Source organism: Rhizobacter sp. P3_B12 (assembly GCF_056402895.1).
The window spans coordinates 1-15,606 of sequence record NZ_JBFUGN010000047.1 but is presented as its reverse complement, the minus strand read 5'-3'; the positions used below and the strand labels follow the sequence as shown (position 1 = coordinate 15,606).

Here is a 15,606-nt window from a genome sequence, read left to right as displayed (position 1 = left end):
GCGTCGTCGCGGTCGGCCAGCGGCTGGCCGGCGGCGGTCTCCAGCTGCCGGCGCGTCAGCACGCCGGGGCGCAGCAGCACCGGGCGGCCGCGCGAGCAGTCGACGATGCTCGATTCGATGCCGACCTCGCAGTCGCCGCCGTCGAGCACCAGCAGCGTGTCGCCGAACTCCTCGACCACGTGCGCAGCGCGCGTCGGGCTGATGCGGCCGAAGCGGTTCGCGCTGGGCGCTGCGACACCCGGCACGCCCAGCGCCTTGGCTTCGCGCAGCAGCGCCTGCGCGACCGGGTGCGAGGGGCAGCGCAGGCCGATGCTGTCCTGGCCGCCGGCCGACGCGCCGGCCACGCCGGGCATGCGCGGCACGATCAGCGTCAGCGGGCCGGGCCAGAAGCGGGCCGCGAGCTGCTGTGCGACGGCCGGCCAGTCGGCGGCGAACACCTGCGCCGAGCCGACGTCGGGCACATGGACGATCAGCGGGTGGTCGGCCGGCCGGCCCTTGGCGGCGAAGATCTTCGCGACGGCCGCGTCGTCATCGGCGCGGGCGGCCAGGCCGTAGACCGTCTCGGTCGGCATGCCGACCAGCTCGCCATCGGCCAGCGCACGGCCGGCCTGGTGGATGGCCTGGGTGGCCGCGGCAGCGGCGGGATCGCGGGCGTCGAGCAGCACGGCAGGTCCTCGTCTCAGCCGCTCACCAGGCCGCGAGGCCCAGGTGCTCGGCCGCCTGCAGCGCGACCGCGTGGGCGAGCTCGGCCGTCGCGGCGGTGACCGTCAGGTGGCCCATCTTGCGGCCCGGGCGGGCGCTGGCCTTGCCGTAGAGGTGCAGGTGCACGCCTGGCAGCGCCAGCACCGCGGCCCAGTCGGGCTCGATCTCGTTGGCGCTGCCGTCGCGGAACCACAGGTCCCCCAGCAGGTTCAGCATCACCGCCGGCGAGTGCAGCCGCGGCGCGGCCAGCGGCGCGCCGGCCAGCGTGCGCACCTGCAGGTCGAACTGCGACTGGTCGCAGGCGTCGAGCGTGTAGTGGCCGGAGTTGTGCGGGCGCRGCGCCATCTCGTTGGCGACCAGCCGGCCGTCCTTCAGCACGAAGAACTCGACGCACAGCACGCCGACGTAGCCGAGCGTCGCGGCGATGCGCCCGGCATGCGCGATCGCCTGCTGCTGCACGTCGGGCGTCACGTCGGGCGAGGGCACGCGCGTCACCGCGAGGATGCCGTCGCGGTGCAGGTTCTGCTGCAGCGGGAAATGCACGCTCGCGCCGTCGGCGCCGCGCGCGACGATCACGCTCACCTCATAGGCCAGCGGCAGCATCTGCTCGAGCACGCAGGGCACCTGCTTCAGCGCGTCCCACGCGGCGGCGAGCGCGGCGCGGTCGGCCACCCGCACCTGGCCCTTGCCGTCGTAGCCGAGGCGGGCGGTCTTCAGGATGCCGGGCAGCAGCGCGGCGTCGACGGCGTCGAGCTGGGGGCGCGTCTCGATCAGCGCGAACGGCGCGCACGGCACGCCGCAGCGGCCGAAGTGCGCCTTCTCGGCCGCCCGGTCCTGGCAGACCGCGACCGCATCGCCCGCCGGCGCGACCGGCCGCATCGCGGCCAGCGTGCGCAGCGCGGCGGCCGGCACGTTCTCGAACTCGGTGGTGATGGCCGCGCTGACGGCCGCCAGCTGCGTGAGCCCGGTCGAATCGAGGTAGTCGGCACGCACATGGTGGTGCGCGACCAGGCCGGCCGGGCTGGCGGCGTCGGGGTCGAGCACCGCGGTGGCGTAGCCCATCTGCTGCGCGGCATGCACGAACATGCGGCCGAGCTGGCCGCCGCCCATCACGCCCAGGGTCTGGCCGGGGGGGATGAAGCGCTGCGTCATTTGAGTTCGGAGGACATCGCCCGGGCCACCTCGGTCTGGCGGGCGCGGTACGCCTCGAGCTGGGCGCGCAGCGCGGGCTGCTCGCAGGCCAGCATCGCGACGGCGAACAACGCGGCATTGGCCGCGCCGGCCGCGCCGATCGCGAAGGTCGCGACCGGGATGCCCTTGGGCATCTGCACGATGGAATGCAGCGAATCGACGCCCTGCAGGTGACGGCTCGCGACCGGCACGCCCAGCACCGGCACGGTGGTCTTGGCGGCCAGCATGCCGGGCAGGTGGGCGGCGCCGCCGGCGCCGGCGATGATCGCGCGCAGGCCGCGCGGCGCGGCCGTTTCGGCGTAGGCGAACATGTCGTCGGGCATGCGGTGGGCAGAGACCACGCGCGCCTCGTAGGGCACGCCGAACTCGGCGAGAATCTCGGTCGCGAGGCGCAGGGTCTCCCAGTCGCTGCTGGAACCCATCACCACGCCAACCACGGGGGCGCTGCTCACGGCTCGCTCCAAGGGCTGAACAACCTTGAATTGTAGGCGGCGCKGCCCATCTGACTGATCGACCTCACTGCAGCATCGCCTGCCATTGCCGGAACACGATGGACATCACGATTCAGAACTTCGAAGCCGACCTGATCAACGCCTCGGTCGAGCAGCCGGTGCTGCTGGACATCTGGGCCCCCTGGTGCGGCCCCTGCAAGGCGCTGACGCCGGTGCTCGAGAAGATCGAGGTCGCCTACGCCGGCCGCTTCAAGCTGGCCAAGCTGAATGCCGACGAGCAGCCCGAGATCTCCGCCCAGCTGTCGCAGATGTTCGGCGTGCGCAGCATCCCGTTCTGCGTGCTGTTCAAGGGCGGCCAGCCGGTCGACGGCTTCGTCGGCGCGCTGCCCGAGGCGCAGGTGCGCGAGTTCCTCGACCGGCACGTGCCGAGCGCCGAGGAAGCGGCGGCCGGCGAAGACCTGGCCGCGGCCGAGGAGCTGCTGGCCGAGGGCGATGCCGACAGCGCACTGGAGCGCCTGCAGGAGGCGGTGGCGATCGACCCGGGCAACGACGTGGCCCGCTACGACTACCTGCGCGCGCTGCTGACGGCCGGCCGTGTCGACGACGCGCGCCGCGCGTTCGACCCGGTCGCGAGCAAGGTGATGCTGGACGCGCGGCTGGCCGCGGCCGGCCACTGGCTGGCGGCCTGCGAGAAGGCCGCGTCGGCGCGCGGCCCCGAGCCGCTGGCCGCGGCGATCACTGCGAACAAGCGCGATTTCGACGCCCGCTTCGAACTCGCCCAGACCCACTTCGCCGCGCAGCGCTTCACGCAGGCGATGGACGAGCTGCTCGAGATCGTGATGCGCGACAAGGCCTGGAACGGCGAACTGGCGCGCAAGACCTACGTGGCCATCCTCGAGCTGATGAGCAAGCCGGCGCCGAAGCAGGAGGTGGCGGCACCAAAGGGCGCGCTGGAGGTCACGGGCAAAGTCAATGCCGCGCCGGCCGATCCGGTGATCGACCAGTACCGCCGCAAGCTCAGCATGGCGCTGTTCTGATCCGTAGCCCGGATGCCAATCCGGGATTCGTGACGCACAGCCCCCGGATTGGCATCCGGGCTACGCAAGCGCTGCCTCGAGCAGGCGCACCACTTCCGCCTGCTCGTCGGCGAAGGCCTTCCAGGCCGCCTCGGCCTGCTGCGAGTGCTTCCTGGCAGCCTCATGCTGCCCGAGCGCCGCGTAGACCTGCGCCAGCCGGCTGTGCGTGGCGGCGCGGTCGTCCAGGTCGCAGTCGGCGCGGTTCGCGGCCTCGGCGGCCTGCGCGTCTTCGCGCRCCAGGTCGAGCTGCTTCAGCTGGATGCGGCACCAGCCCTGGTCGGCACGCAGCCAGTTCGCCATGTGGGCCGCGCCCTGCGTCAGCGCATGGTCGAGGTGCTGCTCGTACAGCGGCAAGGCGTCGGCGTGCCGGCCCTGCAGCGACAGCAGCTGCGCCCGCATGACCGGCGCCAGCGCGTCGAGCGCCGCGGTGCCGACCAGCGCATCGAAGTTCTGCGACGACTCGGCGCCGAGCATCGCCTGCCGCGTGGCCTGCGCCTCGCCGGGGCCGCTCAGCACGTTCTGGCGCGCCTGGCTGGCGTTCAGCCAGGCCATGTTGGCGAGCAGCGCCGCGAGCGTCGTCTCGTCGCCCTCGGACGTGGCGTGCTGGCGGGTCAGCGCGTACCAGGGCTGGGCCCGCTCGTAGCGGCCGGCGAAGTGGTAGGTCTGCGCGATCACCAGGCTGATGCGCGACTGCGCCGCATGGTGCTTCGCATCGGCGAGCTGCAGTGTCTCGGCGACGCGCCGCGCCATCGACGCGAAGTCGTGCCGCACGTAGTCGAGGTGGGCCAGCCAGGCGCAGCACAGCGCATGCAATGCCGGTTCGCGCGCGGCGCCGCTCATCGCGTAGGCGCGGTGGATCTTGTCGACCGCCTCGGCCGAGCCGAGCTTGCCGTAGTGCGCGATCAGCCCTTCGGCCAGGCTGATCCACGCGCTCAGCGCCATGTGCGGCTGCACGGCGTACTGCTGCTGCAGGCCGGTGAGCGCCTTGCGCGCGTCGTCGAAGTGGCCGAGGCGCGCCATCAGACAGGCGCGTTCGGCGCGCAGGCAATCGGCCTTGACCGGGTTGCCGGCGGCATCGATGGCGGCGTCGAGCTGCTTCAGCAGGCGGGACTGCATGGCGCTCAGGAGGTGAGGCGTTGCAGGGCTTCGCGGTACTTGGCGGCGGTCTTCTCGACCACCTCGGCCGRCAGGGATGGCGCCGGCGCGCGCTTCGGCCAGGGCTGGCCGTCGATGCGGACCTGCTCGAGCCAGTCGCGCACGAACTGCTTGTCGTAGCTCGGCGGGTTGCGGCCTTCGCGGAAGGCGGCGTCGTAGCCCTCGACCGGCCAGAAGCGCGACGAATCGGGCGTCAGCACCTCGTCCATCAGCGTCAGCGTGCCGTCGCTGTCGAGCCCGAACTCGAACTTGGTGTCGGCGATGATGATGCCCTTCTTCAGGGCGATCGCGGCGGCGCGGGTGTAGAGCTGGATCGCGGTGTCGCGCACGCGGGTGGCCAGCTCGGCACCGACGATCTGCGCCATCCGGTCGAACGAGATGTTCTCGTCGTGGTCGCCCATCTCGGCCTTGGTGGCAGGCGTGAAGATCGGTGCCGGCAGCGGGCTCGCGTTCTTCAGCCCGGCCGGCAGCGCGACGCCGCACACCGACTGGCTCTGCTGGTACTCGCTCCAGCCGCTGCCGGCCAGGTAGCCGCGCACGACGGCCTCGACGGGCAGTGGCTTCAGGCGCTTGACGAGCATCGAGCGGCCGCGCACCTGTGCGCGCTCGGCGGCGGTGACGACGCTCTCGGGGTCGTCGCCGGTCAGGTGGTTCGGGATGATGCCCTCGAGGTGGGCGAACCAGAACAGCGCCATCTGCGTCAGCAGCTCGCCCTTGCCGGGGATCGGCTCGCCCATGATCACGTCGAAGGCGCTGAGCCGGTCGCTCGCCAGCATCAGGATGCGGTCCGTGCCCACCGCGTAGTTGTCGCGGACCTTGCCGCGCGCGAGCAGGGGCAGGGAGGTGAGGGTGGAGTTCAGCACGGCGTTCATGGGCTCTTTCGGCGCAGGGGCAGGACAGCGCCGGATTGTAGTGAGCCACGAACGACGAAGCCCGGCATGGCCGGGCTTCATCAACAGTGAGGATGCGGGTTTCAGACCACCATCTGCGCCAGCTCACCCTTGGCATACCGCTGCGCCACCTGCGCCAGGCTCTGCGCCTTGATCTTGCCGGACTGGCCTTCGCAGCCGAACTCCAGGTAGCGCTGCTTGCAGATCGCCTTGGCGGCCTCGCGCGCCGGCTTCAGGTACTCGCGCGGGTCGAACTTTTCCGGGTTCTGCACGAAGAACTTGCGGATCGCCGCCGTCATTGCCAGGCGGATGTCGGTGTCGATGTTGATCTTGCGCACGCCGTGCTTGATGGCTTCCTGGATCTCGCTGACCGGCACGCCATAGGTTTCCTTCATGTCGCCGCCGAACTCGCGGATCGCGGCCAGCAGCTCCTGCGGCACGCTCGAGCTGCCGTGCATCACCAGATGGGTGTTCGGGATGCGGGCGTGGATTTCCTTGATGCGGCTGATCGCGAGGATGTCGCCGGTGGGCTTGCGGGTGAACTTGTAGGCGCCGTGGCTGGTGCCGATCGCGATCGCCAGCGCGTCGAGCTGCGTGCGCTTGACGAAGTCGGCGGCCTGCTCCGGGTCGGTCAGCAGCTGGTCCATCGTCATCGTCGCGTCGGTGCCGTGGCCGTCTTCCTTGTCGCCCTTCATCGTCTCGAGCGAGCCGAGCACGCCCAGTTCGCCTTCGACCGTGACGCCGACCCGGTGCGCGATGTCGACCACCTTGCGCGTCACGTCGACGTTGTAGTCGTAGCTGGCGATGGTCTTGCCGTCGGCCTGCAGCGAGCCGTCCATCATCACCGAGCTGAAGCCCAGGTTGATGGCGCCCTGGCAGACATCCGGGTTCTGGCCGTGGTCCTGGTGCATCACCAACGGAACCCGGGGGTAACTTTCGACCGCGGCGAGGATCAGGTGCTTGATGAACGGCTCGCCGGCATATTTGCGGGCGCCGGCGCTGGCCTGCAGGATGACCGGGGCGCCGACCTCGTCGGCGGCGCTCATCACGGCCTGCACCTGCTCGAGGTTGTTGACGTTGAAGGCCGGAATTCCGTAGCCGTTCTCGGCGGCATGGTCCAGCAGCTGACGCATCGAAACGAGTGGCATGGCGATGTCCCTGGAAGTGAAGAAACCCTTCAGCCGGCATGAAACCGCGCTGTAACTCGCGGCATTGTACTGAGCCCCTCCACGGGAAAACCCCGTGCCGGCGATGGCCTCCCCCGAGCGCGGGGGGGCGGCGGGCCGGCCCCCAGCATGCACCGGAAATGGCCGGTCTTCCAGCCGCTTTTCCCGCTCAAGTCGTGCGGCGGGCGCGGGACACTGATTGCAACATCCGACCGTCCCGCTGGAGGGAAACCCGTCATGGCCCGACTCGACCTGAATGCACTCACGCTGTGGATCACCGCGGCGGCCCATCAACAACCGCAGGATCTCGCGGCGCAGGTGGCCGAGCGCACCGGCGTCTCGCGCGCCACCGCCAACAAGGCGCTGCGCCGGCTGGCCGAGATGGCGTGGCTGGTGCGCGAGGGCAGCGCCTCGCGGCCGCTGTACCGGCCGGGCACGATGCGCCAGGTGGTGCAGCGCTACCCGCTGCACGGCCTCGGCGAGGACCTGCCGTGGTCGCGCGACTTCTCGCCGTTCTTCACGCTGCCGGATGCCGTGCGCCGCATGGTGCACCACGCCTTCACCGAACTGCTGAACAACGCGATCGACCACAGCGCCGGGCAGAGCGTCACGGTGTCGATGCGTCAGACCGGCAGCCATGCGCAGCTGCTGGTGTCGGACGACGGCCGCGGCCTGTTCGACAAGATCAACGAATCCTTCGCGCTCGACGAGCCGCATCTCGCGATGCTCGAGCTCAGCAAGGGCAAGCTGACCAGCGCGCCGGACCGCCATTGCGGCCGCGGGCTGTTCTTCACCTCGAAGCTGGCCGACGTGTTCGACCTGCATGCCAACGAATCGGCGTTCCAGCACCGCGGCTGGGAGGCCGGCCGCTGGCGCGAAGGCAAGCCGCTGAAGCACCAGGGCACGTCCATCTACGTGGCGTTCGCGCTGGACAGCACGCGCACGCTGGAGCAGGTGCTGCAGGCGCACAGCGCCGACGGCGCCGGCTACGACTTCGAGCGCACTGTGGTGCCGCTGCGGCTGCTGACGACGACGCAGTCGGGCCTGGAGTCGCGTGCGCAGGCGCGCCGCGTCGGCGCACGCCTGAACCAGTTCCGCCGCGCGGAGGTCGATTTCAGCGGCGTGACGAGCGTCGGGCACAGCTTTGCGGACGAACTGTTCCGCGTGCTGGCGAACGAGCAGCAAGGCCTGGACCTGGTGCCGATCAACATGCTGCCCGCGGTGGCGGCCATGGTCGCCAGCATCCGCCCGTAGCCCGGATGCCAATCCGGGATCGCGTCGGCACCACCCACCCGGATTGGCATCCGGGCTACCCGATGCGTTCCGCTCTGTAACCCTGCGCCCGCATCGCGGCCAGGATCTCCTCGATGTGGGCCACGCCGCGCGTGTGCACCACCACCTCGATCTCCGCGCGCTCCACCGACAGCGAGCTGAACGCCCGCTGGTGCTGCACCTCGTCGATGTTGGCGCCCAGCTTGCCGAGCAGCGTCGCCACGTCGGCCAATGCACCGGGCACGTCGCGCACATCCATGCGCAGGCGCGCCAGCCGGCCCGACTTCACCATGCCGCGCTGGATGATCTCGCCCAGCACCAGCGGCTCGATGTTGCCGCCGGAGAGGATCAGCCCGACCTTGCGCCCGGCGAAGCGCGCGCGGTGCTTCATCAGCGCCGCGAGGCCGACGGCGCCGGCGCCCTCGACCACCGTCTTCTCGATCTCCAGCAGCATCAGGATCGCCTGCTCGATGTCGTCCTCGCCGACCAGCAGCACGTCGTCGACATGCTGCTGGATCAGCGGCACGGTCAGCACCCCGGGTACCTTGACGCCGATGCCGTCGGCGATCGTCGCCTGCGCGCTCTCGCGCTGCTGGTTGTGCACGACGTTCCAGACGGCCGGGAAGCGCTCGGTCTGCACGCCGATCACCTGGATGCCCGGCTTCAGCGCCTTGGCGGCGCTCGCGATGCCGCCGATCATGCCGCCGCCGCCGATCGCCACCACCAGCGTGTCGAGGGCCGGCTGCTGCGCCAGCATCTCGAGCGCGATCGTGCCCTGGCCGGCGGCCACGTCGAGGTCGTCGTAGGGGTGCACCAGCGTCAGGCCGCGCTCCTGTGCGAGGCGCAGGCCGTGCGCGCGCGCATCGTCGAAGGTGTCGCCTTCGAGCACCACGGTGGCGCCGAAGCCGCGCGTGCGCTCGACCTTGACCGCCGGCGCGAAGCGCGGCATCACGATGGTGGCGGGGATGCCCAGGCGCTGCGCGTGGTACGCGACGCCCTGCGCATGGTTGCCGGCCGAGACGGCGAGCACGCCGCGCGCGCGCTCGATGTCGCTCAGCTGGGCGATCTTGTTGAGGGCGCCGCGCTCCTTGAAGGAGGCGGTGAACTGCAGGTTCTCGAACTTCAGGAACACCTCGCAGCCGGCGATGGCCGAGAGGGTCCGCGAAGGCACGCAGGGGGTGTCGAGCACCTGGCCGTGCAGCCGCTCGGCGGCGGCACGGATGTCAGCGAGGACTAGGGTCATGCAGTGATTGTGGCCGGCTTCGACAAGCTCAGCCCCACCCTTCGACAAGCTCAGGGCGAACGGGGGTCGTTCAGCCGACGCGGCAGACCTTCAGCATGTTGGTGCCGCCCGGGTAGCCCATCGGCTCGCCGCAGGTGATCGCGTAGGTGTCGCCCGGCTTCAGCACGCCCTTCTCGATCAGCAGCATCTCGGCGCGCTTCAACGCCTCGTCGCGGTCGCTGAAGTTCGGCATCAGCAGCGGGCGCACGTTGCGGTACAGCATCATCTTGCGCTGCGTGACCACCTGCGAGGTCAGGCCGTAGATCGGCACGTGGATCTTGTGGCGGCTCATCCACAGCGACGTCGAGCCCGATTCGGTCAGCGCGAGGATCGCCTTGCAGCCCAGGTGGTAGGCGGTGAACAGCGCGCCCATCGCGATCGACTGGTCGATGCGGCCGAACTTCTTGTTCGTGAAGCCGGCGTCCAGCGAGATCTCCTCGGCGCGCTCGGCCTCGATGCAGATCGTGGACATCATCTCCACCGTCTCGACCGGGTACTTGCCGGCCGCCGTCTCGGCGCTCAGCATCACCGCGTCGGTGCCGTCGAGCACCGCATTGGCCACGTCGCTCACCTCGGCGCGCGTGGGCACCGGGTTGACGATCATCGATTCCATCATCTGCGTCGCGGTGATGACCACGCGGTCCATCTCGCGCGCCATCTTGATCATGCGTTTCTGCAGCGCCGGCACCGCGGCGTTGCCGACCTCGACCGCGAGGTCGCCGCGCGCGACCATGATGCCGTCGCTCGCGCGCAGGATGCTCTCGAGTGCCGGGATCGCCTCGGTGCGCTCGATCTTCGCGATCAGCGCCGGCTTGTGGCGCCACGGCTCGCCGGCCACGTTGGCCAGCTGGCGCGCCATCTCCATGTCGGTCGCGTTCTTCGGGAAGCTCACCGCCAGGTACTCGCACTGGAAGCTCATCGCGGTCTTGATGTCCTCCATGTCCTTGGCGGTCAGCGCCGGGGCGGTCAGGCCGCCGCCGGCCTTGTTGATGCCCTTGTTGTTCGACAGCTCGCCGCCGATCACGACGGTGGTGTGCACCTGGTCGCCGCGCACCGCGTCGACCGTCAGCTTCAGCAGTCCGTCGTTCAGCAGCAGCGTGTCGCCGGGCTTCACGTCGCGCGGCAGCTCCTTGTAGTCGAGGCTCACCAGCTCGTTGGTGCCGAGCGCGGTGCTGCTGGCGTCGAGCACGAACTTCTGGCCCGGCTCGAGCATCGTCTTGCCGCCCTCGAACTTGCCGACGCGGATCTTCGGGCCCTGCAGGTCGGCCATGATGGCCACTTCCTTGCCGGCGGCGCGGGCGACCTCGCGCACGAGGGCGGCGCGGTCGATGTGGTCCTGGGCCTTGCCGTGCGAGAAGTTCAGCCGCACCACGTCGACGCCGGCGCGGATCATCTGAGCCAGCACCTCCGGCGAACTGGAAGCGGGGCCGAGGGTGGCGACGATCTTGGTGGCGCGGGGCATGGTGGAGGTCTCCGGTCTTGTCGTTGTGGGTGCTGCAATCAGGGGTGCCGGCACGGGGTGGGCCGGCGCGCGGCCGGTACGGTCAGGCTTGGGCACGGCGCTGCAGGATCTCGAAAGCTGGCAGCGTCTTGCCTTCCAGCACTTCGAGGAAGGCGCCGCCGCCGGTCGAGATGTAGCCGACATCCTTCTCGATGCCGTACTTCGCGATCGCGGCCAGCGTGTCGCCGCCGCCGGCGATGCTGAACGCATCGGAGGCGGCGATCGCGCGCGCCAGCGTCTCGGTGCCGTGCGCGAACGCATCGAACTCGAACACGCCGACCGGGCCGTTCCAGACGATGGTGCCGGCGGCCTTCAGCTGGGCAGCGAGACGGGCGGACGTTTCCGGGCCGATGTCGAGGATCAGGTCATCGGCTTCGACGGCCGAGGCCGCCTTCACGGTGGCCGGCGCGTCGGCCGCGAAGGCCTTCGCGGTGACGACGTCGGTCGGGATCGGCACCGCGRCGCCGCGCGCCTTCATGGCCTCGATCACCGCCTTGGCCTCGCCGACCAGGTCGGCCTCGACCAGCGACTTGCCGATCGGCAGCCCGGCGGCCAGCAGGAAGGTGTTGGCGATGCCGCCGCCGACGATCAGCTGGTCGACGTTCTTCGCGAGCGACTGCAGGATCGTCAGCTTGGTGCTGACCTTGCTGCCGGCGACGATCGCCACCAGCGGGCGCTTCGGGTTGGCCAGCGCCTTCGTGATCGCGTCGATCTCGGCGGCCAGCAGCGGGCCGGCGCAGGCGATCTTCGCGAACTGCGCGATGCCGTAGGTCGAGGCCTCGGCGCGGTGCGCGGTGCCGAAGGCGTCGTGCACGAAGATGTCGCACAGCGCGGCCATCTTGCGCGAGAGCTCTTCGCTGTTCTTCTTCTCGCCCTTGTTGACGCGGCAGTTCTCGAGCAGCACCACCTGGCCGGGCGCGACCTGCACGCCGCTGCTGTTGCCGCCCACCCAGTTCGCGATCACCGGCACCTCGCGGCCGAGCAGCTCGGAGAGGCGCTTGGCGACCGGCGCCAGCGAATCCGCGGGCTTGAACTCGCCCTCGGTCGGGCGGCCCAGGTGCGAGGTCACCATCACCGCGGCACCGGCCTTCAGGGCCAGCTCGATGCAGGGCACCGAGGCGCGGATCCGGGTGTCTTCGGTGATGCGGCCGGTGTCGTCCAGCGGCACGTTCAGGTCGGCACGGATGAACACGCGCTGGCCTGCAGCTTTGCCTTGGGCTGCAAGGTCTTCAAAACGGAGAACGTTCATGGGCGGCCAAAGTTAGAGGGGGAATTCTAGGGATGCCGCAGGCGCAAAAGTTACGAAGCGGTTCCGAGATCCATTGGACACCAGCCGGGCGGCGTCTACCAGCCCAGCAGCAGTTTCAGCGGCACCAGCACGGCCATGCCGACGACGATGGTGCCGAGGATGCCGCGGCGCCAGAAGAACCACGCGGTGGCGGCCACCACGGCGTAGATGCGCGCGTCCTGCCAGGTGCTGATCAGCTGGCCCTGGCTCATCACGACCTCGGGCACGACGACGGCCGCCAGCGCCGCGAGCGGGGCGAAGCGCAGGCCGCGCTGCACCCAGCCGGGCAGGCGCAGCTCGCGTTCGGGAATCAGGAAGAAGCAGCGGGTGACCACGGTGATCAGGGTCAGGCCGATGATCGTGATGAAGGATTCCCAATCGCTCATGACGACCCCTCGCTCAATGAGTTCATCGAGCGATCCCCCGAGGGGATGCGGGCCGGCTTGGGAGCGGCCCGGCGCTCGGCCCGCCTCATGACGCCACCCGGTCGCGCGGCTTGGTGCGCATCAGCGACGCGAGCACGCGCCGCCCGGCATCGCCGCCGCCGTCGATCATCAGCCCGATGCACACCGCGGCGGYGATCGCGACCACCATGTTCAGCCGGTACGGCAGCGCGAAGGCCGCGACGGCGGCAGCGCCGGCCACCACCGCCGCGAAGCTGGTCGCCTTGTCGGACAGCAGCGCGTAGCCCAGCCCGAGCAGCGCCAGCACGCCGGCGAAACCGAGGCCCCAGTGCGTCGGCACCACGTCGGCCAGCACGATGCCGAGCACCGACGGCACCTGCCAGGCCAGCCAGCTCATGAAGCTGCTGCCGAGGAAGTACTCGATCTGGCCTTCGTCGTCGCGCGGTTCCTTGAACTTCTTCATGAAGAGCACGTAGTTCAGGTCGGCGGTCAGGTAGCCGAGCAGCATCCGCTGGCCGCGCGGGAAGCGCATGAAGAACGGCCGCCAGTGGGCGCTGAAGATCACGAAACGCAGGTTCACGCACAGCGCGGTGGCCCAGATCACCCAGGTCGGCGAGCCGGCACCCATCAGCGGGATGGCCGCCAGCTGTGCGCTGCCGGCGAACACCGTGAAGGTCATCAGCAGCGACAGCGGGATCGAGAGACCCGCCTTCACCATCGCGACGCCGGTCACCAGGCCCCAGGCGGCGATGCCCAGGCTGACGCCGGACATCTCGCGCATGCCGGTGGCGAACTGGGGGTGGCGGACGAGGGCGCGCAGCGGGGAACTCATGCGGGCATTGTCACCGCATGCGGGTTATCCCGCTGTCAGGTGTCGTTGTGGCGGGTCGCCTTGGCGCCCGGCGTCTTGGCCGGCCGCTTCTCGGCCGCTTCGGCTGGGGCATCGCCTTCGGGGGCGAGCTTGGCCTCGGGCTTCGCGTCGGCGCGGACGTCGGCCTTGGGCTCGGCCCTGGATTCACCCGACTTGGCGCCGCCTGCCAGCTGCGGCACCACCGGCTCGATCTTGTTCTCGCGCATGTAGTCGTTCATGTCGCGCCAGCCGGCGAACACCGAGGCCTTGTCGGCCTTCTTGTTGAGCGCGTAGCAATCCTCGATGGCCCGGTTGGCGTGGCGGCAGGCGCCGCCGATCGCGCGGCCGTCGGCCTCGCGGGCCGCGGCCAGCTTCTCGGCCGAGTCGACTCCCAGCATGTCGCAGCCGGCGAGGGCGGCGGCGCAGAGCAGGAACGCGGTGATCAGGTGGCGTGGCATGGCGGGCGGTGGTCCGGGGACGGGTCTGTGGTTGCAGTGTCCGCCGGTTCGCGAGCGGGGCAGGCGTGAAAAAGCCCCTCGAAGAGGGGCCAGTTCGGGGCTTTGCAGGAGCGGCTCAGGCCGGGCGCATGGCCATCAGGCGGGCGACGCGCTCTTCGGTCGACGGGTGGGTCGAGAAGAGGCCGCGCAGCCCGCCGCCGGACAGCGGGTTCATGATCATCATCTGCGCCGTCTCCGGATGGCGCTCGGCGGCTTCCATCGGCATCCCTTGCGCGTAGCGGTGGATCTTCTGCAGCGCGCTGGCCAGTGCCTGCGGATCGCCGGAGATCTCGGCGCCGCCGCGGTCGGCCTCGAACTCGCGGGCACGGCTGATCGCCATCTGGATCAGGCTGGCCGCCAGCGGCGCGAGCAGCATCACCAGCAGGCCGACGATCGGGTTGTGCGGCCGGCCCTCGCTGTCGCGGCCGCCGAAGAACATCGCGAAGTTCGCGAGCATCGAGATGGCACCGGCCATCGTCGCGCTGACCGTGCTGATCAGGATGTCGCGGTGCCGCACGTGCGCCAGTTCATGGGCCATCACGCCGCGCAGCTCGCGCTCGCTGAGCACGCGCAGGATGCCGGTGGTGGCGGCCACCGCCGCGTGCTCCGGGTTGCGGCCGGTCGCGAAGGCGTTCGGCGCGTCTTCATTGATCAGGTAGACGCGCGGCATCGGCAGTTGCGCGCGCTGCGCGAGTTCGCGCACCATGCGATAGAACTGCGGTGCCGAGGTCTCGTCGACCTCCTGCGCGTTGTACATGCGCAGCACCATCTTGTCGGAGAACCAGTAGCTGAAGAAGTTCATGCCGACGGCGACGAGCAGCGCGACCATCATGCCGGCGCGGCCGCCGATCATCGCGCCGATGGCCATGAACAGCGCCGTGATGGCAGCCATCAGCACCGCAGTCTTCAACAGGTTGAACATGGAGAGGCCCTTTCTCTGGCTACAGGGCCTCAGATGAGGTCCCGTGCTTCAAGTTCAATCGGTGCGGCCGAAAGCGCTGCCCGGCGCGACCGGGCGCGACTGCAGCCAGGCGCCAGCCGCCAGCCGCTTGCCGCCGGGGCGTTGCAGCTCGGTCAGCCGCAGCGATCCGCTGCCGCAGGCGACCTCGAGGCCTTCGGGGCCGCTGGACAGCACGGTGCCGGGCGCGCCGCTGCCGGTGCGGACTTCGCCGCGCCACAGCTTCACCGTTTCGCCCTCCAGCAACCCGGTGGCGCCGGGGAACGGATCGAAGGCGCGCAGCCGGCGCTCGATCAGATCGGCGGAAAGCGTCCAGTCGACCGCGGCCTCCGCCTTGTCGATCTTGTGCGCGTAGGTCACGCCCTCGGCCGGTTGCGGCGTGCGCGGCATGCCGCCGCAGGCGGCCAGCTCGAGCGCCTCGACGATCAGCCGGCCGCCGAGCGGCGCCAGCCGGTCGTGCAGGCTGGCGGTGGTGTCGGCCGGCCGGATCGGCAGGGTCTCGATCAACAGCATGTCGCCGGTGTCGAGACCTGCATCCATCTGCATGATCGTGATGCCGGTCTGTGTGTCGCCGGCCTCGATCGCGCGGTGGATCGGCGCGGCACCGCGCCAGCGCGGCAGCAGCGAGGCATGGATGTTCAGGCAGCCGCGCACCGGCAGGTCGAGCACCCACTGCGGCAGGATCAACCCGTAGGCGGCCACGACCATCACGTCGGGGCGGGCCGCCAGCAGCGCGCTGCGGGCCGCGGCGGCATCGTCGGGGTACTTGCCGTCCAGGCGCAGGCTGCGCGGCTGCGCGACCGCGATGCCGTGGCTTTCAGCGAATGCCTTCACCGGCGACGGCTGCAGCTTCATGCCGCGGCCGGCCGGGCGATCCGGCTGGGTCAGCACCAGCGGGATCTCGAAGCGGGCCGCATGCAGG

General features: G+C 70.4%; 16 protein-coding genes. 2 read left to right on the top strand and 14 right to left on the bottom strand.

The genetic code is table 11. The annotated features are described in order from the left end of the window. From AC1D01_RS04930 to purE, 3 genes are all read right to left on the bottom strand, one after another. The coding region (locus tag AC1D01_RS04930; RefSeq protein ID WP_477864959.1) for an L-threonylcarbamoyladenylate synthase at positions 1-665 on the bottom strand (665 nt) is incomplete at its 3' end. Positions 666-687: 22 nt separating this feature from the next. Further along, on the bottom strand, positions 688-1,854 hold the full coding sequence (locus AC1D01_RS04925; RefSeq protein WP_477864958.1) for a 5-(carboxyamino)imidazole ribonucleotide synthase: 1,167 nt from the start codon (positions 1,852-1,854) through the stop codon (positions 688-690). Continuing rightward, positions 1,851-2,315 (bottom strand): 5-(carboxyamino)imidazole ribonucleotide mutase, encoded by a 465-nt coding sequence (gene purE / locus AC1D01_RS04920; protein ID WP_477864960.1) that lies wholly within the window; start codon positions 2,313-2,315, stop codon positions 1,851-1,853. The genes AC1D01_RS04925 and purE overlap by 4 nt, the downstream gene beginning before the upstream one ends. Before the next feature lie 128 nt (positions 2,316-2,443). Between purE and AC1D01_RS04915 the strand changes: the two genes are divergently transcribed. After that, positions 2,444-3,382, top strand: a complete 939-nt coding sequence (locus AC1D01_RS04915) for a tetratricopeptide repeat protein (protein ID WP_477864957.1) — start codon at positions 2,444-2,446, stop codon at positions 3,380-3,382. Between the two features lie 60 nt (positions 3,383-3,442). Here AC1D01_RS04915 and AC1D01_RS04910 read toward each other — a convergent pair whose 3' ends face one another. From AC1D01_RS04910 to fba, 3 genes are all read right to left on the bottom strand, one after another. Beyond that, positions 3,443-4,537: a tetratricopeptide repeat protein gene (locus AC1D01_RS04910; protein WP_477864956.1), complete on the bottom strand. Its 1,095-nt coding sequence runs from the start codon at positions 4,535-4,537 to the stop codon at positions 3,443-3,445. Positions 4,538-4,542: 5 nt separating this feature from the next. Next, a complete protein-coding gene (locus AC1D01_RS04905) occupies positions 4,543-5,448 on the bottom strand; it encodes a phosphoribosylaminoimidazolesuccinocarboxamide synthase (protein WP_477864955.1) in 906 nt (301 codons plus the stop codon). Positions 5,449-5,549: 101 nt separating this feature from the next. Continuing rightward, complete coding sequence (gene fba / locus AC1D01_RS04900; RefSeq protein ID WP_477864954.1) at positions 5,550-6,614, bottom strand: class II fructose-bisphosphate aldolase; 1,065 nt, start codon at positions 6,612-6,614, stop codon at positions 5,550-5,552. A gap of 255 nt (positions 6,615-6,869) precedes the next feature. Between fba and AC1D01_RS04895 the strand changes: the two genes are divergently transcribed. Next, complete coding sequence (locus tag AC1D01_RS04895) at positions 6,870-7,886, top strand: ATP-binding protein (protein ID WP_477864953.1); 1,017 nt, start codon at positions 6,870-6,872, stop codon at positions 7,884-7,886. Between the two features lie 55 nt (positions 7,887-7,941). Here AC1D01_RS04895 and AC1D01_RS04890 read toward each other — a convergent pair whose 3' ends face one another. The 8 genes from AC1D01_RS04890 to fmt form a co-directional block, all read right to left on the bottom strand. Beyond that, positions 7,942-9,147 (bottom strand): threonine ammonia-lyase, encoded by a 1,206-nt coding sequence (locus tag AC1D01_RS04890; RefSeq protein WP_477864952.1) that lies wholly within the window; start codon positions 9,145-9,147, stop codon positions 7,942-7,944. 70 nt (positions 9,148-9,217) lie between these two features. After that, positions 9,218-10,648: a pyruvate kinase gene (pyk, locus tag AC1D01_RS04885; RefSeq protein WP_477864951.1), complete on the bottom strand. Its 1,431-nt coding sequence runs from the start codon at positions 10,646-10,648 to the stop codon at positions 9,218-9,220. 82 nt (positions 10,649-10,730) lie between these two features. Next, a complete protein-coding gene (locus tag AC1D01_RS04880; RefSeq protein ID WP_477864950.1) occupies positions 10,731-11,936 on the bottom strand; it encodes a phosphoglycerate kinase in 1,206 nt (401 codons plus the stop codon). 95 nt (positions 11,937-12,031) lie between these two features. Continuing rightward, on the bottom strand, positions 12,032-12,361 hold the full coding sequence (locus tag AC1D01_RS04875) for an AzlD domain-containing protein (protein WP_477864949.1): 330 nt from the start codon (positions 12,359-12,361) through the stop codon (positions 12,032-12,034). Between the two features lie 85 nt (positions 12,362-12,446). Beyond that, positions 12,447-13,211 carry an AzlC family ABC transporter permease gene (locus AC1D01_RS04870; protein ID WP_477864948.1) on the bottom strand — a complete coding sequence of 255 codons (765 nt, stop codon included), beginning with the start codon at positions 13,209-13,211 and terminating at the stop codon, positions 12,447-12,449. A gap of 35 nt (positions 13,212-13,246) precedes the next feature. Then, complete coding sequence (locus tag AC1D01_RS04865) at positions 13,247-13,687, bottom strand: hypothetical protein (RefSeq protein WP_477864947.1); 441 nt, start codon at positions 13,685-13,687, stop codon at positions 13,247-13,249. Between the two features lie 115 nt (positions 13,688-13,802). Beyond that, entirely contained in the window at positions 13,803-14,648 is an 846-nt protein-coding gene (gene htpX / locus AC1D01_RS04860) for a zinc metalloprotease HtpX (protein ID WP_465110648.1), read from the bottom strand. 54 nt (positions 14,649-14,702) lie between these two features. Beyond that, a complete protein-coding gene (gene fmt / locus AC1D01_RS04855) occupies positions 14,703-15,605 on the bottom strand; it encodes a methionyl-tRNA formyltransferase (protein ID WP_477864946.1) in 903 nt (300 codons plus the stop codon). Position 15,606 lies beyond the last annotated feature (1 nt).